This is a genomic window from Pseudomonas sp. ATCC 13867, from assembly GCF_000349845.1.
GTDB lineage: Bacteria > Pseudomonadota > Gammaproteobacteria > Pseudomonadales > Pseudomonadaceae > Pseudomonas.
This window is the reverse complement of record NC_020829.1, coordinates 5,105,681-5,129,259: the sequence shown is the minus strand read 5'-3', so window position 1 is coordinate 5,129,259 and position 23,579 is coordinate 5,105,681. Positions and strand designations below refer to the sequence as shown.

Genomic DNA, 23,579 nt, shown 5'->3' with positions numbered 1-23,579 from the left:
AGCTTCCCCGCCTACAGGAGTTCCGCATGTCGTCCTCTTCCACCCTCACCTTCGGCAACGGCCCGCTGCGCTGGCAGGACCTGGTCGCGGTGGCGCGCCACGGCGCGCGCCTGCAACTGTCGACGGCGGCCTGGGCGCGCATCGACAACGCCCACGGTATCGTCGAGCGCATCGTCAGCCGGGGTGAGCGGGCCTATGGCATCAGCACCGGGCTGGGCGCGCTGTGCAACGTGGTGCTGCAGGGCGAGCAACTGGCGCAGCTGTCGCGCAACACCCTGCTCAGCCATGCCTGCGGCGTGGGCGAGCCGCTGAAGGACGAGCAGACCCGCGCCATCATCGCCGCTGCCATCGGCAACTACAGCCACGGCAAGTCCGGCCTGCACCGTCGCGTGGTGGAAGCGCTGCTGGCGCTGCTCAACCACGGTATCACCCCGCGCGTGCCGTCTCAGGGCTCGGTGGGTTACCTGACACACATGGCCCACGTTGGCGTGGCGCTGCTGGGTATCGGTGAGGTGAGCTATCGCGGCGAAGTCGTTCCCGCTGCCCGCGCCCTGGCCGCCGAAGGCCTGGAGCCGGTGCAGCTGGGCGCCAAGGACGGGCTCTGCCTGGTCAACGGTACGCCGTGCATGACCGGGCTGAGCTGTCTCGCCCTCGACGAGGCGACCCGCCTCGCGCAGTGGGCCGACGTGATCGGCGCCATGAGCTTCGAAGCCCTGCGCGGGCAGATCGACGCGTTCGACGCGGAGATCATCGCGCTCAAGCCGCACCCCGGCATGCAGAAGGTCGGCGCCAACCTGCGCGCGCTGCTCGAAGGCAGCGAAGTGATCGCCTCGAACCGCGGCATCCGCACCCAGGACGCCCTGAGCATCCGCTCCATGCCGCAGATCCACGGCGCCTGTCGCGACCAGTTGGAGCACGCTGCGAAGCAGATCGAGACCGAGCTCAACTCCGCCACCGACAACCCGCTGGTGCTGGGCACGCCGGACGACTACCGCGTGGTGTCGCAGGCCAATCCCCACGGCGAATCCGTGGCCATGGCCGCCGACCTGCTGGCGATCGCCGTGGCCGAGCTGGGTGGGGTTTCCGAGCGTCGCCTGGATCGTCTGGTCAACCCATTGCTCAGCGGCCTGCCGGCCTTCCTGGTGAGCCAGCCGGGGGTCAACTCCGGGATGATGATCGCCCAGTACGTCGCCGCTTCCCTGGCCGGCGAGAACCGCCAGTTGGCGCAGCCGGCGGTGGTGGACAACTTCGTCACCTCCGGCCTGCAGGAAGACCACCTGAGCCTGGGCACCAGCGCCGCGCTCAAGCTCGGCCGCGCCCTGGACAACAGCCGGCGTATCCTCGCCATCGAATACCTGCTGGCCGCCCAGGCCTTCGAATTCCTCAAGCCGCAGCGCTTCGGCAGCGGCACCGACTGCGCCTGGAGTCTGCTGCGCGAACAGGTGCCGGCCTATGACAGCGACCGCTGGCTGGCGCCGGACATCGACCGCACCGCCCAGCTGCTGGCCAACCCGACGACGCTGCACCGCGTCGGCGCGAGCATCGGGAGACTGCAATGAAACACCTCTGGCAGCACTGCCACGCGGCGACCATGAAGGACGGCCGCTACGCGATCATCGAGGACGCCGCGATCCTCACCGAAGGCGAGCGCATCACCTGGATCGGCCCGCGCGCCGAGTTGCCCGAGCAGCCTCGGCAAAGTACCGATCTGGGCGGCGCCTGGGTCACCCCCGGCTTCATCGACTGCCATACCCACCTGGTGTTCGGTGGCGACCGCAGCGGCGAGTTCGAGCAGCGCCTGAACGGCGTCAGCTATGCCGAGATCGCCGCGGCCGGCGGCGGTATCGCCAGCACCGTGCGCGCCACCCGCGAGGCCAGCGAGGACGAGTTGCTGGCCAGCGCCATCAAGCGCGCCCGCCCGCTGCTGGCCGATGGCGTGACCGTGCTGGAGGTGAAGTCCGGCTACGGCCTGGACCTGGACAGCGAGCGGCGCATGCTGCGCGTGGCCCGCCGCCTGGAGCAGGAGCTGCCGGTGACGGTGCGCACCACCTGCCTGTCCGCCCACGCCCTGCCGCCGGACTACGCCGGCCGCGCCGACGAGTACATCGAGCAGGTCTGCAATCACATCCTCCCGGCGCTGGCCGAAGAGGGGCTGGTGGACGCGGTGGACGCCTTCTGCGAGCACCTGGCGTTCTCCCCGGCGCAGGTCGAGCGAGTGTTCCAGGCTGCCCAGCGGCTGGGCCTGCCGGTGAAGCTGCATGCCGAGCAACTGTCCTCGCTGCATGGCTCCAGCCTCGCCGCGCGTTACGGCGCGCTGTCCGCCGACCACTTGGAATTCATGGACGAGAGCGACGCCATCGCCATGGCCGAAGCGGGCACGGTTGCCGTGCTGCTGCCGGGCGCCTTCTTCGTCCTGCGCGAAACCCAGTTGCCGCCGATGGACGCCCTGCGCAAGCACGGCGTGGCCATCGCCATCGCCAGCGATCTCAACCCCGGCACCTCGCCGGCGCTGTCCCTGCGCCTGATGCTGAACATGGCCTGCACCGCCTTCCGCCTGACCCCGGAAGAAGCCCTGGCCGGCGTCACCCTCAATGCCGCGCGGGCGCTGGGCATGGCCGACAGCCACGGCAGCCTGGAAGCGGGCAAGGTCGCCGACTTCATCGCCTGGGACATCCAGCGCCCCGCCGAACTCGCCTACTGGCTCGGCGGCGACCTGCCCAAGCGCGTCATTCGTCACGGCCAAGAGCTGTGAAGTCGCTTTTCGTAGGAGCGAGCTTGCTCGCGAACAGCCCGAGAACCAGAGCGTTCGCGAGCAATAACGATGGCGTCCCCCTCGCTCCTACAGGCAATGCATACGTCTCGCCCGTATTGGAGATATCACCCCATGGATAACGTACTGACCTTCAAGCGCGGCCGCGTGCCGCTGCTGATCAGCATGCCGCACCCCGGTACCCGCCTGACCCCGGCCGTGGAAAACGGCCTGGTGGACGAGGCCCGCGAGCTGGCCGACACCGACTGGCACATCCCGCGGCTCTACGCCTTCGCCGAAGAGCTGGGCGCCAGCACCCTGGCCGCCGGCTACTCGCGCTACGTCATCGACCTCAACCGCCCGGCCGACGACAAGCCGCTGTACAGCACCGCCACCACCGGCCTCTACCCGGACACCCTGTTCGACGGCCGCCCGCTGTTCAAGGACGGCCAGACGCCGTCGGCCGAGGAGCGCGCGCGTTACCTCGCCGAAGTCTGGACGCCGTACCACCAGACCCTGGCCGACGAGCTGGCGCGGCTGAAGGCCGAGTTCGGCTACGCGCTGCTGTGGGATGCCCACTCGATCGCCTCGGTGATCCCGCACCTGTTCGACGGCAAGCTGCCGGACTTCAACATCGGTACCAACAGCGGCGCGAGCTGCGATGCGCAGCTGGCCGAGCGCCTGGTCGCGGTGTGCGCCGAGGCCCCGGCCTACCGGCACATCCTCAACGGCCGCTTCAAGGGCGGGCACATCACCCGCCACTACGGCCAGCCGCAGGACAACGTACACGCGGTGCAGCTGGAGCTCGCGCAGTGCAACTACATGGGTGAACGCGCGCCCTTCGGTTATCGCGAAGATCTGGCGGCGCCCACCGCACAGGTACTCCGACGCATGCTGGAAACCTTCATCGCCTGGGGCCGCGAGCGCTACGGCCGCTGAGTTTTACGCAGCTTCCTGTTGCGCCGGGACTGTCGGTGCGGCGCCGTCGGACCACGCATCCCGGCGGCGCTTCCCCGGTGCGGCAGGGAGCTGTCTTTTCATTCGAAACGGTGCTGTGCCAGTTGCTTCTCGGCGTGCCGCACCAGCATCTCCAGCAGCAACGCCTGGGTGTGCGGCGGTGTTTCGTCGTTGCGGGTCAGGGCGTAGAGCGTCACCTTCACCGGTGGCGACAGCGGGCGCCGCGCGGTGAGCTGTTCATCGGCGCCCAGCGCGGTGAAGGGATCGACCAGCGCCAATCCGGTTCCGGCTTCCACCAGCGTGCGCGCCAGCGCATATGTCTGCACCGCGATGCGCACGCGTGGCGGCGGTTCGACGTTCGCCAGATGGCCTTCCAGGCGTGCGGACAGCGGGTCGGAAGTCGAGAGCCCGATCATGGGTTCGCCGGCCAGTTCGTCCAGCGTCAGCGGCTGGCCCAGACGCTCTTCCGGCCAATGTCCGTGCGGCGCCAGGGCTACCAGCGGGCCGCTGGCGATGGGTTGTACGCGCAGGCCGGGATGGTCGGTCTGCTGCAGGGTCAGGGCGAGGTCGAGCTCGCGCATCAGCAGGTTCTGGAGCAGCTCGCGGGAGTGCTGGGTGGCCAGTTCGCAACTGCTCTGCGGGTAGCGGTCGGTCCACTCGCGGATCACCGGCGGCAGCAGCGACAGCGCCATCGCCGGCGTGGCGCCGACGCGCAGGCGGTTCTCCGGCTGGCGGCGCAGGCTTTGCGCCAGGCGCCGCACGCCCTGCAGGCTCTCGGTCACCTTCGCCACTTCGCGCTCCAGTTCCAGCGCCTCGGGCGTTGGCTGCAGCTTGCCGCGCACGCGCAGGAACAGCGGGAAGCCCAGTTGCTGCTCGGCGTGCTGCAGCACCTTGGTCACCGCCGGCTGGGAGACGTGCAGCAATTGTGCGGCTCCGCTGACCGAACCGGTCTCGCGGATGGCCTGGAACACTTCGATATGGCGCAGGCGCATGGGGGGCTCCGGGATCGCGTGTATAACCCAAGGTTATGGATTGCTCATCTTTATTCATTGTCCGCCGCCTGTCATCCGGACCTAAGGTCGAGGCCTGGAATCTCTGGGTGGTGGAGTGGCAATGGCACAGCGGGTTTGCATCATCGGCGCGGGCGTGGTCGGACTGGCGACCGCCCATGCGCTGGTTCAGGAAGGATTCGAGGTGACCCTGCTGGAAGCGCGGGACCAGGCCGGGCTGGAAACCAGCTTCGCCAACGGCGGCCAGTTGTCCTACCGCTATGTGGCGCCGCTGGCCGATGCCGGCGTGCCGCAGCAGGCGCTGGGCTGGTTGCTGCGCGGGGACTCGCCGCTGCGCCTGCGCCCGCGCCTGGACCCGGCGCAATGGCGCTGGCTGATGGCGTTCACGGCGGCCTGCCGGCGCTCGGTCAACCAGGTCAATGCGAAACACCTGCTCCGCCTCGCCCTGTTCAGCCAGGCCACGCTGGCACGATGGCGCGAAGACGGGCTGGACGGCTTCGACTGGCGGCGCAACGGCAAGCTGGTGGCCTTCCGCGCTGAGGGCAGCTTCCGCAGCGCGCGGCAGAACCTTTCCGATCCCGCCGCGCAGTTCGTGCTCTCGGCTCGGCAGTGCCGCGAACTGGACCCGGCGTTGGAGCGCGCGCCCTTCGTCGGCGGCATCCATACGCCGAGCGAGGAGGTCGCCGACTGTTTCCTGTTCTGCCGGCGGCTGGCCGAGCGGCTCCAGGCGTCCGGCCATTGTCGCATCGTCTATGGCCATCCGGCTTCTCGGCTGATCCTGCGTAACGGCGCCGTGGCGGGCGTGAAGGCGGGCGGGGTGGCTGGTGTGGAGAGCTTCGAGGCCGACCACGTCGTGCTCGCCGCGGGCTATCGCAGCGCCGCGCTGCTGCCGGGCGGGCCGCGCCTGCCGCTCTATCCGCTCAAGGGCTACAGCCTGACCGCGCCGATCCGCGCCGGAGACCGTGCGCCGGACGTGAGCCTCACCGACTACGACCGCAAGGTGGTCTATGCGCGCCTCGGTGAACAACTGCGCATTGCCGCGATGGTCGATATCGTCGGCTTCGATCCGCGTCTGGAGCCCAAGCGCCTGGCGCTGATCCGCCAGCAGGCGATGGACACCCTGCCCGATGCTTGCGACTACGGCGCCGCCATCGAATGGGCCGGCATGCGCCCGGCCACGCCCACCGGCGTGCCGCTGGTGGGTGCCTGCGGGCCGCGCGGCCTGTGGCTCAACCTCGGTCACGGCGCTTTGGGGTTCACCCTGGCCAGTGGCAGCGGACAACTGATTGCCGAACAGATCGCCGGACGCCGCCCCGCTATCGATACCCAAGGACTGACACCGGAGCGCCTGGCCGGGTGATTTCTCTCTCGATTTGGAGACACGACATGCAACTGACCCGCATCGCCACCAATGAACGCCTCTCCGGCGCTATGGTCTTCGGCGCGCTGGTGTTCCTCTCCGGGCAGGTGCCCGGCCAGGCCACCGACATCCAGGGCCAGACCCGCGAGGTGCTGGCGAAGATCGACGCGCTGCTGGACGAGGCTGGCACCGACAAGGCGAACATTCTCAGCGCAACCCTCTACCTGAAGGACATCGCCGCCGATTTCGAGGCCATGAACGGCGTCTGGTCGGCCTGGCTGCCCGCAGGCTGCGCGCCGACCCGCACCACCGTGCAGGCGCTGCTCGCGCGGCCGCAGGTGTTGGTGGAAATCACGGTGATCGCCGCGCGGCCCTGAACAGAACCTCGATACGACTCACAACAACAAGAGAGGCACGCAATCCATGAAACGACTTGCACTGGGAATGCTGGCGGCGTCCAGCCTGGTCTGCGCGCTGGCGCAGGCCAACGAGGCGCTGGACGGCACGCTGAAGAAAGTGGCTGATCGCGGCACGATAACCCTGGGTTATCGCGATGCCTCGGTGCCGTTCTCCTATCTCGGCGACAACAGCGGCCAGCCGATGGGGTACTCGGTGGAGCTGGCCGGCAAGGTGGTCGAGCGCGTGAAGCAGAAGCTGAACCAGCCGGACCTGAAGGTGAAGTACAACCTGGTGACCTCGCAGACGCGCATCCCGCTGGTGCAGAACGGCACCGTGGACCTGGAGTGCGGCTCCACCGGCGTCACCGCCGAGCGCCTGAAGCAGGTCGCCTTCTCCTACGGCTTCATCTACGTGAAGGGCCAGTTGCTGACCGCCAAGGACAGCGGCATCCAGGGCTTCGACGACCTCAAGGGCAAGAACGTGGTGACCACCGCCGGCACCACCAACGAGCGCTACCTCAAGGCCTACAACGCCGAGCACAAGCTGGACATGAACGTGGTCAGCGCCAAGGACCACGGCGAAGCCTTCCTCATGCTGCAGTCCGGCCGCGCGGTGGCCTTCTACATGGACGATGCGCTGCTCTACGGCGAGAAGGCCAAGGCGCGCGACCCGCACCATTGGGTGGTGGTGGGCGAGCCGCAGTCGCGGGAAATCTACGCCTGCATGGTGCGCAAGGACGACCCGCAGTTCCTTGCCCTGGTCAACCAGACCCTGGCCGACCTGTACGCCTCGGGCGAGATCAAGGGCATCTATCGGCGCTGGTTCGAGCAGCCGATCCCGCCGAAGAACCTCAACCTGGAGTTTCCGATGACCGCCGAGCTGCAGGCGATCATCGCCAAGCCCACCAGCGAACCGGTGCAGTAGCGCCGTCAGCGTTGCAGGCCGAGGTGGCGGATTACCGGCTGCGCCTCGGCCAGACGTTCCCAGACGTCGTCGAGCAATTCGGCGGGGTAGTAGGAGGGCAGGCGCGGCAGTTCCTGGCGCGGCACCCAGGCGACCTCGCGGATATCGAATTCGTCGCCGCCCAGGCCGCGCAGGTTGTCCAGGCTGACCCGACCATCCCAGGCGTCCACGCGGTAGAACAGCTCCATGTGGAAGCGCCCGGCCAGCGGTTCGGCGAACTCGCGGACATAGACCAGCGGGCCGACGTCCACGGCGAGGCCGGTTTCCTCGAAGCATTCGCGGCGCACCGTGTCGCGGGTGGATTCGTCCTTGTTCGACTCGAAACCGCCGCCCGGCGGGATCCAGTACTCCTCGCCGGCCACCTCGTGGCGCACCAGCAGGATGTGTTCCTCGCGTACCAGCAGGCCGGCGGCGCGAATGCGGTGTTGCAGGGGGGAAGTCATTGCCAGTCGAGCCTCGCCAGTTTCCACTCGGAGCCGTCGCGCCACCATTCCAGTTTCACAGCGTAGTGCGCGGCGCTGTCGGGGATCAGATTCTCGGCGCCGGTGAGGGCGACCTGGGCGGTGGTCTGGCCGCGGCCGGAGTAGGTCGGGTCGAGCTGGCTGTCGCTGGAGAGGACGATCACCTTGATCTGCTGGTGGCGCAGGAACATCAGTGTCATGGTGCGCCGCGCCCAGTCGCGGTCGAACTCGCCGTTGGCGCGGAAGTCGCCATGCAGCTGTTCCATTACCGCCCCGCTATGCTTGGCTTCCAGGTTGTCCTGCAATTGCTTGACGGCGGCATCGAGTTGCGCGCGGGGATCGTCCCGTCCGCAGCCCGTCAACAGGAAGCCCAGCAGCAACAGGGAAAGAAACAACTTCCGTGGCATGGCGCACCAACTCCTTTATGGGTTTTTCTCCGGCCCGAGTATCATGCCCGACACCTTGGAGGGCTGGTGAGTTGAACGGGGTCGCGCGCTGCGGCAACGCGACTACCCGCAAGTCACCAACAGGCCATAGGATGGTTACTGGTCCGGGAGCGACCGTACGCACTGACCCAGGAGCGCGCCATGCAATCTTTGTATCCGGAAATCAAGCCTTACGCTCGCCACGAGCTGGCCGTCGAAGCGCCGCACGTCCTCTATGTGGATGAAAGCGGCACGCCCGACGGCTTGCCGGTGTTGTTCATTCATGGCGGCCCGGGTTCCGGTTGCGATGCCATGTCGCGACGCTTCTTCGATCCCAACCTGTACCGCATCGTCACCTTCGACCAGCGCGGCTGCGGCCGCTCCACGCCTTACGCGAGTCTGGAGAACAATACTACCTGGCACCTGGTGCAGGACATCGAGCGCATCCGCGAGCACCTGGGCATCGACAAGTGGGTGCTGTTCGGCGGCTCCTGGGGCTCGACGCTGTCGCTGGCCTATGCCCAGGCCCATCCCGAGCGCGTGCTGGCGCTGATCGTGCGCGGCATCTTCCTGTGCCGCCCGCAGGAAATCCGCTGGTTCTACCAGGAAGGCGCGAGCCGCCTGTTCCCCGATTACTGGGAGGACTACCTGGCTCCGATCCCGGCGGACGAGCAGGACGACCTGGTGAGCGCCTTCCATCGCCGCCTGACCGGGCCCGACCAGATCGCCCAGATGCACGCCGCCCGCGCCTGGTCCACCTGGGAGGGGCGCACCGCCACGCTGCGGCCGAACCCGGCGGTGGTCGATCGCTTCTCCGACCCGCATCGCGCGCTGTCCATCGCCCGCATCGAGAACCACTACTTCGTCAACGGCGGCTTCCTGGAGACGGATCAACTGCTGCGCGACATGCACAAGATCGCCCATCTGCCGGGTGTCATCGTGCATGGCCGCTACGACGTGGTCTGCCCGCTGGACAACGCCTGGGCGCTGCACAAGGCCTGGCCCAACAGCGAACTGCAGATCGTTCGCGACGCCGGTCATGCGGCCAGCGAGCCGGGCATCACCGACGCGCTGGTGCGTGCGACCAACGAAATCGGCCGCCGTCTGCTGAACCTCCCGCCGGAGGCTGAATGAAGGGGTTGATCCAGCGGGTACGCGGTGCCCGTGTCGAAGTCGAGGGCGAAGTAGTCGGCGCCATCGATCACGGCCTGCTGGTCCTGGTGGGGGTCGAGCCGCAGGACAGCGAGGACTCGGTGAACCGTTTATTGCACAAGCTGCTTAACTATCGAGTGTTTGGCGACGATGAAGGTAAAATGAACCTTTCATTGAGCGATGTCGGTGGCGGCCTGTTGCTGGTTTCGCAGTTCACCCTGGCCGCGGATACCCGCAAGGGGCTGCGGCCGAGCTTTTCCAGCGCGGCGCCTCCCGAAAGGGGCGCCGCGTTGTTCGATCTACTCGTGGAGCAGGCGCGAGCCCGTCATTCCCTGGTTGCCACGGGGCGTTTCGGCGCCAACATGCAGGTTCACCTGGTCAATGACGGGCCGGTGACCTTTCTTCTGGAGGCTTGAACGCGCGGCAGCTTGTCATAACGCCGTGGGATGATGGTTAGGGCATATGCACTTAGAACAATGGGACACCGGGAGCCTTCAGTACCCGTCGAAAAAAACGGGGAATCATTCAGGCTCACCGGGGTCGGAACTCAATCGTCGGCATTTTGGCATCGCTTTTGCCGGCCTTATTAGCTTTATGTTCACGGACGAGGGGGACTCGTGATTTTCCGTTCCGTTCAACAACCTCTTAGCTTCCTGCGCGTACTGGTCGGCTCCGCCCTCATGGCGTTGAGCATCGGCCAGGCATGGGCTTTCAATCTCGATGACGTGGCCGAGAAGGCCAAGGCGCTGGCGGGCGAAAAGTACAGCGCACCCACCAGCAACCTGCCATCGGAATTCAGCGAAATGAAATTCGCCGATTACCAGCAGATCCGCTTCCGCAACGAGAAGGCTTACTGGGCTGGTGAGAAGACGCCCTTCAAGATCAGCTTCTACCATCAGGGCATGCATTTCGACACGCCGGTGAAGATCAACGAAGTCACCACCACCAGCGTCAAGGAGATCAAGTACGATCCCTCGCGTTTCGACTTCGGTTCGCTGAAGTTCGACGCCAATGCCACCAAGGACCTGGGCTACGCCGGCTTCCGCATCCTCTATCCGATCAACAGCCCGGACAAGCAGGACGAGATCGCCACCTTCCTGGGTGCCAGCTACTTCCGCATCATCGGCAAGGACCAGTGGTGGGGGCTCTCCGCCCGTGGCCTGGCGCTGGACACCGCGCTGCCGTCCGGCGAGGAGTTCCCGCGCTTCCGCGAGTTCTGGATCGAGCATCCCAAGCCCGCCGACAAGCACCTGGTGATCTTCGCCCTGCTGGATTCGCCGCGCGCCACCGGCGCCTATCGCTTCATCGTCCGTCCGGGCAATGACACCGTGGTCGACGTGAAGGCCCGCGTATTTCTGCGCGACAAGGTTTCCAAGCTGGGCCTGGCGCCGCTGACCAGCATGTTCCTGTTCGGCTCCAACCAGCCGTCCGGCGAGCACAACTTCCGTCCCGAACTGCACGATTCCACCGGCCTGCAGATCCATGCCGGCAACGACGAGTGGATCTGGCGCCCGCTGAACAACCCGAAACACCTGTCGGTCAGCGCCTACAGCGTCGAGAATCCGCGTGGCTTCGGTCTGCTGCAGCGTGGCCGCGAATTCTCCCGCTACGAAGACCTCGACGACCGCTATGACCTGCGTCCGTCCGCCTGGGTCGAGCCGCAGGGCGATTGGGGCAAGGGCACCATCGAGCTGGTGGAGATCCCGACCCCGGACGAGACCAACGACAACATCGTCGCCTTCTGGAATCCCGAGAAGCGCCCGGAGAACGGCGAGCCGCTGGACTTCGCCTACCGCATGCGCTGGACCAAGGACGAAGACGCCCTGCACGACCCGAAAAACGCCTGGGTCATGCAGACCCTGCGCTCGGTCGGTGACGTGAAGCAGAAGAACCTGATCCGTCAGCCGGACGGCAGCGTCGCCCTGGTCGTCGACTTCGTCGGCCCGACCCTGCGCGCGCTGGCCGGCGATGCGCCGGTGAGCACCCAGGTGAGCACGGATGACAACGCCGAGGTGAAGGAGAACAACCTGCGCTACAACCCGGTGACCCAGGGCTGGCGTCTGACCCTGCGGATCAAGGTCAAGGATCCGAAGAAGCCGACGGAAATGCGTGCCGCGCTGGTGAATGGCGGCCAGAGCATTTCCGAAACCTGGAGCTACCAGCTGCCTGCCGATGAATAACTCCACCGCTACCACCGCGCCGGTGGCCGACTACCTCGCGCACCTGCCGCTTTCGGCGGTGGAGCGTGAGCGTCTGGCCCGGGCCGGTTCCTTCAGCGAGCTGCACGAGCAGCTCGCTGGCGATTCCCAGGGCGAAGATGTCGCGCTGGCCTCGGTCGGCGCGCGCCTGCGCCACGGCTACGGCCAGGAGCTGGACGATGCCCGGATGCTGGGCATGGACGATAATGGCCGCACCTACCTCAAGGCCGCGCCGCCGATCCAGCGTACCAAGGTCATCCCCGAGCCCTGGCGCACCAACCCGATCATGCGCGGCTGGCGCCGCCTGACCGGCCGCAGCAACCCGTCCAGGCCCGCCCGTGACCTGCCCAAGGCGCGCTGGCAGCGGGTCGGCTCGCTGCGCCGGTTCATCCTGGTCCTGCTCATGCTCGGCCAGACCAGCGTGGCCACCTACTACATGAAAGGCATCCTGCCCTACCAGGGCTGGGCCTTCGTCGACCTCGAAGAGATCAATCGCCAGACCTGGCTGCAGACCCTGGAACAGGTGCTGCCCTACCTCATCCAGTTCGGCGTGCTGACGCTGTTCGCCATCCTCTTCTGTTGGGTTTCCGCCGGCTTCTGGACTGCCCTGATGGGCTTCTGGGAGCTGCTCACCGGTCGTGATCGCTATCGCATCTCCGGTAGCAGCGCCGGCAGCGAGCCGATCGCCGCCGATGCGCGCACCGCGATCGTCATGCCGATCTGCAACGAGGACGTGCCGCGGGTCTTCGCCGGCCTGCGCGCGACCTACGAATCGGTGGCCGCCAGCGGCGAGCTGGACCGCTTCGACTTCTTCGTGCTCAGCGACACCAACCAGCCGGACATCGCGGTGGCCGAGGAAAAGGCCTGGATCGAACTGTGCAACGAGGCCAAGGGCTTCGGCCGCATCTTCTACCGCCGCCGCCGGCGCCGGGTGAAGCGCAAGAGCGGCAACATCGACGACTTCTGCCGTCGCTGGGGCGGCCAGTACAAGTACATGGTCGTCATGGACGCCGACAGCGTGATGAGCGGCGACTGCCTGACCAAGCTGGTGCGCCTGATGGAGGCCAACCCCGAGGCTGGCATCATCCAGACCGCGCCCAAGGCGTCGGGCATGGACACCCTCTACGCGCGCATGCAGCAGTTCGCCACCCGCGTCTACGGTCCGCTGTTCACCGCCGGCCTGCACTTCTGGCAGTTGGGCGAATCCCACTACTGGGGCCACAACGCGATCATCCGGGTGAAACCCTTCATCGAGCACTGCGCCCTGGCGCCGCTGCCGGGCAAGGGTTCCTTCGCCGGGGCGATCCTCTCCCACGACTTCGTCGAAGCCGCGCTGATGCGCCGCGCCGGCTGGGGCGTGTGGATCGCCTACGACCTGGAAGGCAGCTACGAGGAATTGCCGCCCAACCTGCTGGACGAGCTCAAGCGCGATCGCCGCTGGTGCCACGGCAACCTGATGAACTTCCGCCTGTTCCTGGTCAAGGGCATGCACCCGGTGCACCGCGCGGTGTTCCTCACCGGCGTGATGTCCTACCTGTCGGCGCCGCTGTGGTTCTTCTTCCTGGTGCTGTCCACCGCGTTGCTGGCGGTGCACCAGCTGATGGAACCGCAGTACTTCCTGGAGCCACGCCAGCTGTTCCCGATCTGGCCGCAGTGGCACCCGGAGAAGGCCATCGCCCTGTTCTCCACCACCCTGACCCTGCTGTTCCTGCCCAAGCTGCTCAGCGTCATGCTGATCTGGGCCAAGGGCGCCAAGGGCTACGGCGGCGTGATCAAGGTGACCCTGAGCATGCTCCTGGAGATGTTCTTCTCGGTGCTGCTCGCCCCGGTGCGCATGCTCTTCCACACCCGCTTCGTGCTGGCCGCGTTCCTCGGCTGGGAAGCCCAGTGGAAGTCGCCGCAACGCGACGACGACGACACCCCGTGGAGCGAGGCGATCCGTCGCCACGGCCTGCAGACCCTGCTGGGCCTGTGCTGGGCGCTGCTGGTGGCCTGGCTGAACCCGCGCTTCCTGTGGTGGCTGTCGCCCATCGTCGGCGCCCTGATGCTGTCGATCCCGGTCTCGGTGATCAGCAGCCGGGTCAGGCTGGGCCTGGCCTCGCGCGACGAGAAGCTGTTCCTCATCCCCGAGGAATACGACACCCCGCGCGAGCTGCGTGCCACCGACGAGTACACCTACCAGAACCGCTGGCAGGCGCTGAAGGACGGCTTCGTCCGTGCCGCCGTGGATCCGGTGCTCAACGCCCTGGCCTGCGCAATGGGCACGGCCCGTCATGGCAAGGCCGGATCCATCGAGGCGATGCGCGCCGAGCGCGTGCAGACGGCGCTGGACTCCAGCCCCGAGCAACTGAATGGCGGCCTGCGCCTGGCGCTGCTGAGCGACCCGGTGGCGCTGTCGCGCCTGCACCTGGCGCTCTGGCAGGGCAACAAGGAGGCGTGGATCGGCCAATGGCAGCAATCGCTGCGGGCCGACAGCCATGCGCCCTCCGTACCGCTGGCGCCGGTGGCCGAACAGGCGCCGATGCCGCTGCCTGCCGCGCAGTCCTGACGCCTGTTCGCCCTCGTCCCGGCGTGGACGAGGGCGACTGGCGAGTTTCCCTGTTTTCCCGGTGCGGCGCTGCTGGTACCCTGCGCCAGCTATCCAGAAAAGATTGAGATATCCGGCGCATGGGGTAGGCTTCGCACCCTTCCGCTGCGCGGCATACCGTCTGGCTTGCCGCGAGGCGGGTGCGACTCGATTTCTGGGAACAACAAGAAGACCTTTCACTTGCTTGGGAGTATGGGGATGAAAAAGTACCTGGCATCGCTGGTCATGGGCGTTTGCGCCCTGGTGGGCGTGGCTTCGGCACAGGCCGGCGCCATCGATGAAGCGGCCAAGCGCGGCACCTTGCGCGTGGGCATGGACCCGACCTACATGCCGTTCGAGATGACCAACAAGCGCGGTCAGATCGTCGGCTTCGAAGTGGACCTGCTCAAGGCGATGGCCAAGGCCATGAACGTCAAGCTGGAGCTGGTTTCCACCGCCTACGACGGCATCATCCCGGCCCTGCTCACCGACAAGTTCGACATGATCGGCTCGGGCATGACCCTGACCCAGGAACGCAACCTGCGCCTGAACTTCTCCGATCCCTTCATCGTGGTCGGCCAGACCCTGCTGATCCGCAAGGAGCTCGAAGGCACCATCAAGTCCTACAAGGACCTGAACGATGCCAAATACCGCATCACCTCCAAGATCGGCACCACCGGCGAGTTCGTCGCCAAGAAGCAGCTGTCCAAGGCCCAGTACCACGGCTTCGACAACGAGCCCGAAGCGGTCATGGACGTGGTCAACGGCAAGGCCGACGCCTTCATCTACGACTCGCCGTACAACGTCGTGGCCGTCAGCAAGTTCGGCGCCGGCAAGCTGGTGTACCTGGACCAGCCGTTCACCTACGAACCGCTGGCCTTCGGCCTGAAGAAGGGTGATTACGACTCGATCAACTTCATCAACAACTTCCTCAAGCAGATCCACGAAGACGGCACCTACGATCGTCTGCACGACAAGTGGTTCAAGAGCACCGACTGGCTCAAGGACATGGAGTAATCCACGTCCGACGCAGGTTTTCCCGACGCGCAGGCCCCGGCCTGCGCGTTCGCATTTTCACGGTAGAGATTCGTGGCTAGAACGAAACGCGCAACCTGGCCCTGGCACGGGCTGACCGGGCTGATCATCCTGCTGATCGGCCTGGCCCTCTGGTATTCCACTTCGCTGATTTCCTACGAGTGGCGCTGGAATCGCGTCCCGCAGTACTTCGCCTACCAGGCCGAAGAGCCGCAGCGCGCGGAGAGCATCTCGCGGGTGGAGAAGATCGAGGACCAGGGCGGCAGCGCCCGCGTCACCCTGGTGGACGAGGACGGCAAGCAGCAGGTGCTGACCGTCGCCGCCGACAGCCTGCAGTTCTCCGAGAACGACGATGTCGCCGAAGGCGATGTGGTCGGCTCGACCCGCCACTGGGCCGCCGGCCCGCTGGCCTGGGGTCTGTGGACCACCTTGTGGATCTCCTTCGTCTCCGGTGCGTTCGGCCTGGTCATCGGCCTGTTCACCGGTCTCTGCCGCCTGTCGAAGAACCCGACCCTGCATGATCTCTCGACCCTCTACGTCGAGCTGGTGCGCGGCACGCCGCTACTGGTGCAGATCTTCATCTTCTACTTCTTCATCGGCACCGTGCTGAACCTGTCCCGCGAGTTCGCTGGTGTGGCGGCGCTGGCGCTGTTCACCGGCGCCTACGTCGCCGAGATCGTCCGCGCCGGCGTGCAATCCATCGCCCGTGGCCAGGACGAAGCCGCGCGCTCCCTGGGCCTGAACGCCGCGCAGTCGATGCGCCACGTGATCCTGCCGCAGGCCTTCAAGCGCGTGCTGCCGCCGCTGGCCGGGCAGTTCATCAGCCTGGTGAAGGACACCTCGCTGGTCTCGGTGATCGCCATCACCGAGCTGACCAAGAGCGGCCGCGAGGCGATCACCACCTCGTTCTCCACCTTCGAGATCTGGTTCTGCGTTGCCGCGCTCTATCTCGTGATCAACCTGCCGCTGTCGCATATTGCGGGGCGCCTGGAGCGGAGGCTCGGCCAAAGTGATTGAAGTCCGTAACCTGACCAAGGTCTTCGACACCCGCGGGCAGGTCGTGCGCGCGGTGGATGACGTCAGCACCGGCGTGGCCAAGGGCGAAGTGGTGGTGGTGATCGGGCCGTCCGGCTCGGGCAAGTCCACCTTCCTGCGCTGCCTTAACGGCCTGGAAGAGTTCGACTCCGGCTCGGTGAGCATCGACGGCGTCGACCTCGCCAATCCGAAGACCGACATCAACGCCTACCGCCGCGAAGTCGGCATGGTGTTCCAGCATTTCAACCTGTTCCCGCACATGACTGTGCTGGAGAACCTGTGCCTGGCGCAGAAAGTCGTGCGCAAGCGCGGCAAGGCCGAGCGCGAGGCCAAGGCCAAGGCGTTGCTGGAGAAGGTCGGCATCGGTCAGAAGGCCAACGAATACCCGTCGCGCCTCTCCGGCGGCCAGCAGCAGCGCGTGGCGATTGCCCGTGCGCTGTGCATGGAGCCGAAGGTGATGCTGTTCGACGAACCCACCTCGGCGCTCGACCCGGAAATGGTCGGCGAAGTGCTGGATGTGATGAAGACCCTGGCCGTGGAAGGCATGACGATGGTCTGCGTGACCCACGAGATGGGCTTCGCCCGTGAAGTGGCGGATCGCGTGCTGTTCTTCGACCACGGCAAGCTGCTGGAAGACGCCGCACCGGCGGAGTTCTTCGCCCAGCCGAAGGATGCGCGCGCGCAGAGCTTTCTGCGGCAGGTGCTGTGAGGCTTCTGTCTCGGTGAAGAAGCCGCCTTCGGGCGGCTTTTTTGTGCCTGCCCGCTGGCGGAGGATCGGCTCTTGTAGGAGCGAGCTTGCTCGCGAACTAGCCCCCGCTGCGAAGTTGTTCGCGAGCAAGAACTAGGCGTCCCCTCGCTCCTACGAAAAGCAATGACGACGCGACGGCGGCGTTGTGTGCCATCGAGCGGGCAAAAAGAAACCGCCCCGGAGGGCGGTTTCTTCTACAGCATCACTCGCGATTGCGGGTCAGCAGCGCCGGACGCTCGGTCTTGCGGCGCGGTTCCAGTTCTTCCAACTGCTCGGCGGTAGGGAAGCGGTCGGTGCGGAGCAGGTCGCGCTTGTTGATCACCACCGGCTGACGGGTCGGCTTGGCGGCGCCGTATTCGCTCGGCTCGCGCAGCGGGGCATCGTTCATGCGCGAGGCCGGTGCCTTGCCGCCGCGCTTGCGCTGGCCCTGCTTGCCCTGGCTGCCACCCTGGCCCTGGCCGCGAGCGCCGCCGGGCTTCTTGGCAGCCTTGCCCTGGCCTTGCCCCTGCCCCTGGCCACGGTTCTGGCTTTGGCCCTGACCCTGACCGCCGCCCTGACCACGGCTGCGCTGCTGTTGGCCTTGCCCCTGGCTCTGTCCTTGGCCTTGGCCTTGGCCGCTACGGCGACGCTGGCCGCGCGGTTGGTCCTTGTCCGGGAACGGGCTGACGTAGTCGGCGCGATTGCCGAAGTTGTCGAAATCGTCGTCGAGGAACTCTTCCGGATCGCGATCCGGATCGACCTTCGGTGCGCGCGCCTGCTGCTTGGGCTGTTGCTGCTGGCGGCCCTGGCTCTGTTGGCGCGGTTGGGCGTTGGCATTGGGCTGGGCATCGCCGCCCTGGCCATCACCTTTCTTCTTGCCCCGGCCGCCACGGCGGCGGCGCTTGCCGGCCGGCTTGTCGCCTTCGGCGGCTTCGACTGCGGCAGGAGCGGCGTTGTGTTGCTCTTCGGCCTGCGGCTGCTGGGGTTTGTCCCTGGTGCGCTCCTTGCGCTCGCCCCGCTTGGCCTTGTCCTTGCGCGGCTGGCGCTGCGGCGCCTCCTTCGGCTCGGGCTGCTGGACTTCCGGCAGCACGGCGTCAGGGTCGAAGCCCTGCATGTCGCCGTCGGGGATGCGCTGCTTGGTCAGGCGTTCGATGGCCTTGAGCAGCTTGTCCTCGTCCGGAGCCACCAGCGAGATGGCTTCACCGCTACGCCCGGCGCGGCCGGTACGACCGATGCGGTGGACGTAGTCTTCCTCGACGTTGGGCAGTTCATAGTTGACCACGTGGGGCAACTGGTCGATGTCCAGGCCGCGGGCGGCGATGTCGGTGGCGACCAGGATGCGCACGTCGTTGGCCTTGAAGTCGGCCAGGGCCTTGGTGCGCGCGTTCTGGCTCTTGTTGCCGTGGATCGCGGCGGCCGGCAGGCCGTGCTTGGAGAGGTACTCGGCGAGGCGGTTGGCGCCGTGCTTGGTGCGGGTGAACACCAGCACCTGTTCCCAGGCGCCCACGGTCACCAGGTGCGCCAGCAGGACGCGCTTCTGTACGGCGGGGATGCGGAACACGCGCTGTTCGATGCGTTCGACGGTGGTGTTCGGCGGGGTGACCTCGATGCGCTCCGGGTTGTGCAGGAGCTTGTTGGTGAGGTCGATGATGTCTTTCGAGAAGGTCGCCGAGAACAGCAGGTTCTGGCGCTTGGCCGGCAGCTTGGCGAGGACCTTCTTGACGTCGTGGATGAAGCCCATGTCGAGCATGCGGTCGGCTTCGTCGAGGACGAGGATTTCCACGCGGGACAGGTCGACGCTGCCCTGACCGATCAGATCGAGCAGGCGGCCGGGGCAGGCGACCAGGACATCGACGCCCTTGGACATGGCCTGGACCTGGGGATTCATGCCGACGCCGCCGAAGATGCAGGCGCTTTTCAGGGGCAGGTCGCGGGCGTAGACCTTGAAGCTGTCATGCACCTGGGCGGCCAGTTCGCGAGTCGGGGTCAGTACCAGCACGCGCGCCTGGCGCGGGCCGTGGCGGTGTTCGCGGTCGGGGTGGCCTTCGGGAAACAGGCGCTCGAGCACCGGGAGGGCGAAGCCGCCGGTCTTGCCGGTGCCGGTCTGGGCGGCAACCATCAGGTCGCGGCCCTGGAGCACGGCGGGGATGGCGCGTTCCTGGACGGGGGTGGGGCGCGCGTAGCCGGCGGCTTCAACGGCGCCAGCCAGGGCCTCGGAGAGACCGAGGGAGGAAAAGGACATGCGGGGTTCCTGTAGGCCGGCGACCTGCCGGCTCAAGGGCGCGTGATTTCAAGCTCGGGGCGAGCGCTCAGCCGGTGGCTGGAAGCACCCCGTCCACGATACGCCGGCGTTGCGCTGGCCGGGATCGCGGACGGTAAGCCCGGAGCAATGATCCTCAGCGGGGGAGCTTGAGGTTGTTCCAGAGCGCCAGGCTGGGTTCAGCCTGGTTCAGGGTGTAGAAATGCAGACCGGGTGCGCCGCCTTCGAGGAGGCGTTCGCACATTTCGGTGATGACCTGCTCACCAAAGGCCTGGATGCTGGCGATGTCGTCGCCGTAGGCTTCCAGCTGCTTGCGAATCCAGCGGGGGATTTCCGCGCCACAGGCGTCGGAGAAGCGGGCCAGTTTGGTGTAGTTGGTGATCGGCATGATACCCGGTACGACCGGAATGCTGACACCGAGTTTCTCCGCACGCTCGACAAAATGGAAGTAGCTGTCGGCGTTGAAGAAGTATTGTGTGATGGCAGAGTCGGCGCCGGCTTTGACCTTGCGCACGAAATTCGCCAGATCATCCTCGAAATTACGCGCCTGCGGGTGAACTTCCGGATAGGCGGCAACTTCGATGTGGAAGTGATCGCCGGTTTCGGCGCGGATGAATTCCACCAGTTCGTTGGCGTAGCGCAGCTCGCCGCTGGCCATGCCCATGCCCGAGGGCAGGTCGCCGCGCAGGGCGACGATGCGGCGGATGCCGGCGTCCTTGTAGTGGGCGAGCAGGGCGCGCAGTTCGGCCTTGGTGTCGCCGACGCAGGACAGGTGCGGGGCGGTGGGTACCTGCACGTCGCCGTCGAGCTGCAGCACGGTGGTCAGGGTGCGGTCGCGGGTCGAGCCGCCGGCTCCGTAGGTGCAGGAGAAAAAGTCGGGCTTGTACGTGGCCAGCTGGCGCGCGGTGGCCAGCAGTTTTTCATGGCCGGCTTCGGTCTTGGCGGGGAAGAACTCGAAGCTGAAACGGCGTTCTTGGGACATAGGAGAAGGTTCTCTTCTCAGCTTCAAGCTGCAAGCTCCAAGCTGCAAGCAGGAGCGACCTGGCTTGCAGCTTGCGGCTTATCGCTTGCAGCTGCTGTTAGTAACGGTAGGTGTCCGGCTTGAACGGGCCTTCCACGGTCACGCCGATGTAATCGGCCTGCTGCTTGGTCAGCTGGGTGACGACGCCACCGAAGCCCTTGACCATCTCCAGGGCGACTTCCTCGTCGAGCTTCTTGGGCAGTACTTCGACGGTCAGGCGCTGGGCTTTCTTCTCGGCGGAGAGGTCGGCGTACTTCTGCTCGAACAGGAAGATCTGCGCCAGCACCTGGTTGGCGAAGGAGCCGTCCATGATGCGGCTTGGGTGGCCGGTGGCGTTGCCCAGGTTCACCAGGCGGCCTTCGGCCAGCAGGATCAGGTAGTCGTCGTTGGCCGGATCGAAGTCGCCGGCGCCGGTGCGGTGGATCTTGTGCACCTGCGGCTTGACCTCTTCCCAGGCCCAGTTCTTGCGCATGAAGGCGGTGTCGATCTCGTTGTCGAAGTGACCGATGTTGCACACCACGGCGCGCTTCTTCAGCGCTTTCAGCATGCCGGCGTCGCAGACGTTGACGTTGCCGGTGGTGGTGACGATCAGGTCGATCCTGCCCAGCAGGGCGGCGTCAACGCTGGCTTCGGTGCCGTCGTTCAGGCCGTTCTTGTACGGGGAGACCAGCTCGAAGCCGTCCATGCAGGCCTGCATGGCGCAGATCGGGTCGACTTCGGAAACCTTCACGATCATGCCTTCCTGGCGCAGGGACTGGGCGGAGCCCTTGCCCACGTCGCCGTAGCCGATCACCAGGGCCTGCTTGCCCGACAGCAGGTGGTCGGTGCCGCGCTTGATGGCGTCGTTCAGGCTGTGACGGCAGCCGTACTTGTTGTCGTTCTTGCTCTTGGTCACGGCGTCGTTGACGTTGATCGCCGGGACTTTCAGGGTGCCGGCCTTGAGCATGTCGAGCAGGCGGTGCACGCCGGTGGTGGTCTCTTCGGTGACGCCGTGGATGCGCTCGAGCATCTGCGGGTATTTCTTGTGCAGGATCTCGGTCAGGTCACCGCCGTCGTCCAGCACCATGTTGGCGTCCCACGGCTGGCCATCTTTCAGGATGGTCTGCTCGATGCACCACTCGTACTCCTGCTCGGTCTCGCCCTTCCAGGCGAAGACCGGGATACCGGCGGCGGCGATGGCGGCGGCGGCCTGGTCCTGGGTGGAGAAGATGTTGCAGGACGACCAGCGCACTTCGGCGCCCAGCGCGGTGAGGGTCTCGATCAGCACGCCGGTCTGGATGGTCATGTGGATGCAGCCGAGGATCTTCGCGCCTTTCAGCGGCTGGCTGGCGGCGTACTTGCAGCGCAGGCCCATCAGAGCCGGCATTTCGGACTCGGCGATGATCAGCTCGCGACGGCCCCAGGCGGCCAGGGAAATGTCGGCGACTTTGAAGTCGGTGAAACCGGCAGGCGTCATGACAGCGCTCATGAAGAGTTCTCCATTCGTTTGTGTGCGAATGGGCGCCGTTGGTGCGTTGACAGGGCGGGGAAACGGCCCTGTGAGCGCGCTCCGTTCGAGCCTGACAGGTGGAGCCTGATTCGGATCTGCTCGGGCGGCGCAGAAAAAACTCTGCGGCCTACAAGATCCGAAACAGGCGCTAGCCTGCTGCAGCGCCCCTCGAACGGAAGGCGGGAGCGGCCGGACGGCCGCTTGAAGGGGCGATTATAGCGGCGTCGGCGGGATCGCCCAAGCCTGGCGTTGGCCATTGATCTGCTAGGAAGGGGAACTGCTCGATCCCACACACCGGCGGACGCTCCTGCGCCCGAGCACAGATCGTACGCGGCCACAAACCTGCAGGAGCCAGATTGCTCGCGAAGCTCCTTTCGCCAGCAAGCTGGCTCCTGCAGGGATCGGCGTCGGGGGAAACAAAAAAATACGCCACGGGGCCGTGACTACCCGTGGCGCAAGAACCGGCCTTGGGAAAGCCGGGCTGATCGTTCGCAAGGGGGCGAACAGTCTGTCAGATCACTTTGCTTTCCCGCAGTTTCACTTGCGCGGCACCGTCGAGCCCGAGCACGCCTTCGAGAATTTCCGCCGTGTGCTGGCCGAGGGTCGGCGGGGCGTTGCGGTATTCAACCGGCGTTTCGGACAGGCGGATCGGGCTGGCCACCTGCGGCACGCTGCCGGCCAGCGGATGCGGCAGGTCCACGCGCAACTGGCGGGCGATCACCTGCGGGTCGGCGAAGACCTGCGACAGGTCGTTGATCGGGCCGCACGGCACGCTGGCGCGCTCGAGGATCTCGATCCATTCGGCGGTGGTGCGCATCACCGTGGACTGGCGGATCAGCGGGATCAGCACGTCGCGGTTGGCGACCCGCGCCTTGTTGGTGGCGAAGCGCTCGTCGTCGGCCCACTCGGGGTGGCCGGCCAGTTCGGCGAACTTGCGGAACTGCCCGTCGTTGCCGACGGTGAGGATGAAGTCGCCATCCGCGGTCGGGAAGTCCTGGTACGGCACGATGTTCGGGTGCGCGTTGCCCAGCCGGCGCGGCGGGATGCCGGTGGTCAGGTAGTTCAGGGTCTGGTTGGCCAGGCAGGCGACCTGTACGTCGAGCAGGGCCATGTCGATGTGCTGGCCGATGCCGCTGACGTCGCGATGGGCGAGGGCGGCGAGCACGGCGGTGGAGGAGTACAGGCCGGTGAGGATGTCGGTCAGCGCCACGCCGACCTTCACCGGACCCGCGCCTTCCTCATGCTCGGAGCGGCCGGTGACGCTCATCAGGCCGCCGAGGGCCTGGATCATGAAGTCGTAGCCCGGGCGCTTGGCGTAGGGCCCGCTCTGGCCGAAGCCGGTGATCGAGCAGTAGATCAGCTTCGGGTTGATCTGCTTCAGCGATTCGTAATCCAGACCATAGGCCTTGAGGCCGCCGACCTTGAAGTTTTCCAGCACCACGTCGGATTTCGCCGCCAGTTCGCGGACGATGCGTTGGCCTTCCGGCTGGGTGAAGTCGACGGTGACGGACTTCTTGTTGCGGTTGGCCGACAGGAAGTAGGCCGCCTCGCTGGTGTCGCGCCCGTCGGCGTCCTTGAGGAACGGCGGGCCCCAGTGGCGGGTGTCGTCGCCGAGTTCCGGGCGCTCGATCTTGATCACCTCGGCGCCGAGGTCGGCGAGGATCTGCCCGGCCCAGGGGCCGGCGAGTACGCGGGAGAGGTCGAGGACGCGGATATGGGAAAGGGCACCGGACATCGCGGGATTCCTTTGCTGGGTGACGAGCACTTTGTAG

Annotated in this window: 19 protein-coding genes, 1 pseudogene and 1 riboswitch; of the genes and pseudogenes, 13 read left to right on the top strand and 7 right to left on the bottom strand. The window is 66.4% G+C overall.

The annotated features are described in order from the left end of the window. Nucleotides 1-26: 26 nt before the first annotated feature. From hutH to hutG, 3 genes are all read left to right on the top strand, one after another. Entirely contained in the window at nt 27-1,559 is a 1,533-nt protein-coding gene (gene hutH, locus H681_RS22975) for a histidine ammonia-lyase (RefSeq protein ID WP_015479291.1), read from the top strand. After that, complete coding sequence (gene hutI, locus H681_RS22970) at nt 1,556-2,752, top strand: imidazolonepropionase (protein ID WP_015479290.1); 1,197 nt, start codon at nt 1,556-1,558, stop codon at nt 2,750-2,752. Before hutH ends, hutI begins: the two co-directional genes overlap by 4 nt. Nucleotides 2,753-2,884: 132 nt before the next feature. Beyond that, nucleotides 2,885-3,688: an N-formylglutamate deformylase gene (gene hutG, locus H681_RS22965; protein WP_015479289.1), complete on the top strand. Its 804-nt coding sequence runs from the start codon at nt 2,885-2,887 to the stop codon at nt 3,686-3,688. 98 nt (nt 3,689-3,786) lie between these two features. Here hutG and H681_RS22960 read toward each other — a convergent pair. After that, nucleotides 3,787-4,756, bottom strand: a pseudogene (locus H681_RS22960) (LysR family transcriptional regulator). Between the two features lie 63 nt (nt 4,757-4,819). Here H681_RS22960 and H681_RS22955 point away from each other — a divergent pair. From H681_RS22955 to H681_RS22945, 3 genes are read left to right on the top strand one after another with little or no spacing between them, the layout of a single operon-like run. Continuing rightward, nucleotides 4,820-6,076, top strand: coding sequence for a D-amino acid dehydrogenase (locus H681_RS22955; protein WP_015479287.1), 1,257 nt, complete (start codon nt 4,820-4,822; stop codon nt 6,074-6,076). A 26-nt stretch (nt 6,077-6,102) separates the two neighbouring features. Then, nucleotides 6,103-6,453: a RidA family protein gene (locus tag H681_RS22950; protein ID WP_015479286.1), complete on the top strand. Its 351-nt coding sequence runs from the start codon at nt 6,103-6,105 to the stop codon at nt 6,451-6,453. 46 nt (nt 6,454-6,499) lie between these two features. Further along, nucleotides 6,500-7,399, top strand: coding sequence for a transporter substrate-binding domain-containing protein (locus H681_RS22945; RefSeq protein ID WP_041712229.1), 900 nt, complete (start codon nt 6,500-6,502; stop codon nt 7,397-7,399). Nucleotides 7,400-7,404: 5 nt separating this feature from the next. Here H681_RS22945 and H681_RS22940 read toward each other — a convergent pair whose 3' ends face one another. Continuing rightward, entirely contained in the window at nt 7,405-7,881 is a 477-nt protein-coding gene (locus H681_RS22940; protein ID WP_015479284.1) for an NUDIX domain-containing protein, read from the bottom strand. After that, nucleotides 7,878-8,306 (bottom strand): hypothetical protein, encoded by a 429-nt coding sequence (locus tag H681_RS22935; protein WP_015479283.1) that lies wholly within the window; start codon nt 8,304-8,306, stop codon nt 7,878-7,880. The genes H681_RS22940 and H681_RS22935 overlap by 4 nt, the downstream gene beginning before the upstream one ends. Nucleotides 8,307-8,486: 180 nt before the next feature. On the opposite strand from H681_RS22935, the gene pip reads away from it, so the two are divergent. The 7 genes from pip (at nt 8,487) to H681_RS22900 (ending at nt 17,019) form a co-directional block, all read left to right on the top strand. After that, nucleotides 8,487-9,458 (top strand): prolyl aminopeptidase, encoded by a 972-nt coding sequence (gene pip / locus H681_RS22930; RefSeq protein WP_015479282.1) that lies wholly within the window; start codon nt 8,487-8,489, stop codon nt 9,456-9,458. Further along, complete coding sequence (gene dtd, locus H681_RS22925; RefSeq protein ID WP_015479281.1) at nt 9,455-9,892, top strand: D-aminoacyl-tRNA deacylase; 438 nt, start codon at nt 9,455-9,457, stop codon at nt 9,890-9,892. The genes pip and dtd overlap by 4 nt, the downstream gene beginning before the upstream one ends. Before the next feature lie 201 nt (nt 9,893-10,093). Further along, a complete protein-coding gene (locus H681_RS22920) occupies nt 10,094-11,656 on the top strand; it encodes a glucan biosynthesis protein G (protein ID WP_015479280.1) in 1,563 nt (520 codons plus the stop codon). Beyond that, nucleotides 11,649-14,222: a glucans biosynthesis glucosyltransferase MdoH gene (mdoH, locus tag H681_RS22915; protein ID WP_015479279.1), complete on the top strand. Its 2,574-nt coding sequence runs from the start codon at nt 11,649-11,651 to the stop codon at nt 14,220-14,222. The genes H681_RS22920 and mdoH overlap by 8 nt, the downstream gene beginning before the upstream one ends. Nucleotides 14,223-14,459: 237 nt before the next feature. Beyond that, the gene (locus H681_RS22910) at nt 14,460-15,257 is read left to right on the top strand and encodes a transporter substrate-binding domain-containing protein (protein ID WP_015479278.1); all 798 of its coding nucleotides are present in this window, start codon (nt 14,460-14,462) and stop codon (nt 15,255-15,257) included. 72 nt (nt 15,258-15,329) lie between these two features. Next, the gene (locus H681_RS22905) at nt 15,330-16,292 is read left to right on the top strand and encodes an amino acid ABC transporter permease (protein WP_015479277.1); all 963 of its coding nucleotides are present in this window, start codon (nt 15,330-15,332) and stop codon (nt 16,290-16,292) included. Next, complete coding sequence (locus tag H681_RS22900; RefSeq protein ID WP_015479276.1) at nt 16,285-17,019, top strand: amino acid ABC transporter ATP-binding protein; 735 nt, start codon at nt 16,285-16,287, stop codon at nt 17,017-17,019. The genes H681_RS22905 and H681_RS22900 overlap by 8 nt, the downstream gene beginning before the upstream one ends. A gap of 241 nt (nt 17,020-17,260) precedes the next feature. Here H681_RS22900 and H681_RS22895 read toward each other — a convergent pair whose 3' ends face one another. From H681_RS22895 to H681_RS22880, 4 genes are all read right to left on the bottom strand, one after another. Next, on the bottom strand, nt 17,261-19,279 hold the full coding sequence (locus tag H681_RS22895; RefSeq protein WP_015479275.1) for a DEAD/DEAH box helicase: 2,019 nt from the start codon (nt 19,277-19,279) through the stop codon (nt 17,261-17,263). Nucleotides 19,280-19,433: 154 nt separating this feature from the next. Further along, nucleotides 19,434-20,279, bottom strand: a complete 846-nt coding sequence (gene metF / locus H681_RS22890; RefSeq protein ID WP_015479274.1) for a methylenetetrahydrofolate reductase [NAD(P)H] — start codon at nt 20,277-20,279, stop codon at nt 19,434-19,436. A gap of 97 nt (nt 20,280-20,376) precedes the next feature. Next, nucleotides 20,377-21,786, bottom strand: a complete 1,410-nt coding sequence (gene ahcY / locus H681_RS22885; RefSeq protein WP_015479273.1) for an adenosylhomocysteinase — start codon at nt 21,784-21,786, stop codon at nt 20,377-20,379. A 23-nt stretch (nt 21,787-21,809) separates the two neighbouring features. Next, nucleotides 21,810-21,983: riboswitch (S-adenosyl-L-homocysteine riboswitch) on the bottom strand. Nucleotides 21,984-22,318: 335 nt separating this feature from the next. Further along, nucleotides 22,319-23,542 carry a CaiB/BaiF CoA transferase family protein gene (locus H681_RS22880; RefSeq protein ID WP_015479272.1) on the bottom strand — a complete coding sequence of 408 codons (1,224 nt, stop codon included), beginning with the start codon at nt 23,540-23,542 and terminating at the stop codon, nt 22,319-22,321. Nucleotides 23,543-23,579: the final 37 nt, after the last annotated feature.

Coding starts and splice junctions, on each gene's coding strand:
- hutH (WP_015479291.1), top strand. CDS start 27: ATGTCGTCCTCTTCCACCCTCACCTTCGGCAACGGCCCGCTGCGCTGG.
- dtd (WP_015479281.1), top strand. CDS start 9,455: ATGAAGGGGTTGATCCAGCGGGTACGCGGTGCCCGTGTCGAAGTCGAG.
- H681_RS22935 (WP_015479283.1), bottom strand. CDS start 8,306: ATGCCACGGAAGTTGTTTCTTTCCCTGTTGCTGCTGGGCTTCCTGTTG.
- hutG (WP_015479289.1), top strand. CDS start 2,885: ATGGATAACGTACTGACCTTCAAGCGCGGCCGCGTGCCGCTGCTGATC.
- pip (WP_015479282.1), top strand. CDS start 8,487: ATGCAATCTTTGTATCCGGAAATCAAGCCTTACGCTCGCCACGAGCTG.
- H681_RS22940 (WP_015479284.1), bottom strand. CDS start 7,881: ATGACTTCCCCCCTGCAACACCGCATTCGCGCCGCCGGCCTGCTGGTA.
- H681_RS22880 (WP_015479272.1), bottom strand. CDS start 23,542: ATGTCCGGTGCCCTTTCCCATATCCGCGTCCTCGACCTCTCCCGCGTA.
- hutI (WP_015479290.1), top strand. CDS start 1,556: ATGAAACACCTCTGGCAGCACTGCCACGCGGCGACCATGAAGGACGGC.
- ahcY (WP_015479273.1), bottom strand. CDS start 21,786: ATGAGCGCTGTCATGACGCCTGCCGGTTTCACCGACTTCAAAGTCGCC.
- mdoH (WP_015479279.1), top strand. CDS start 11,649: ATGAATAACTCCACCGCTACCACCGCGCCGGTGGCCGACTACCTCGCG.
- metF (WP_015479274.1), bottom strand. CDS start 20,279: ATGTCCCAAGAACGCCGTTTCAGCTTCGAGTTCTTCCCCGCCAAGACC.
- H681_RS22950 (WP_015479286.1), top strand. CDS start 6,103: ATGCAACTGACCCGCATCGCCACCAATGAACGCCTCTCCGGCGCTATG.
- H681_RS22955 (WP_015479287.1), top strand. CDS start 4,820: ATGGCACAGCGGGTTTGCATCATCGGCGCGGGCGTGGTCGGACTGGCG.
- H681_RS22910 (WP_015479278.1), top strand. CDS start 14,460: ATGAAAAAGTACCTGGCATCGCTGGTCATGGGCGTTTGCGCCCTGGTG.
- H681_RS22895 (WP_015479275.1), bottom strand. CDS start 19,279: ATGTCCTTTTCCTCCCTCGGTCTCTCCGAGGCCCTGGCTGGCGCCGTT.
- H681_RS22945 (WP_041712229.1), top strand. CDS start 6,500: ATGAAACGACTTGCACTGGGAATGCTGGCGGCGTCCAGCCTGGTCTGC.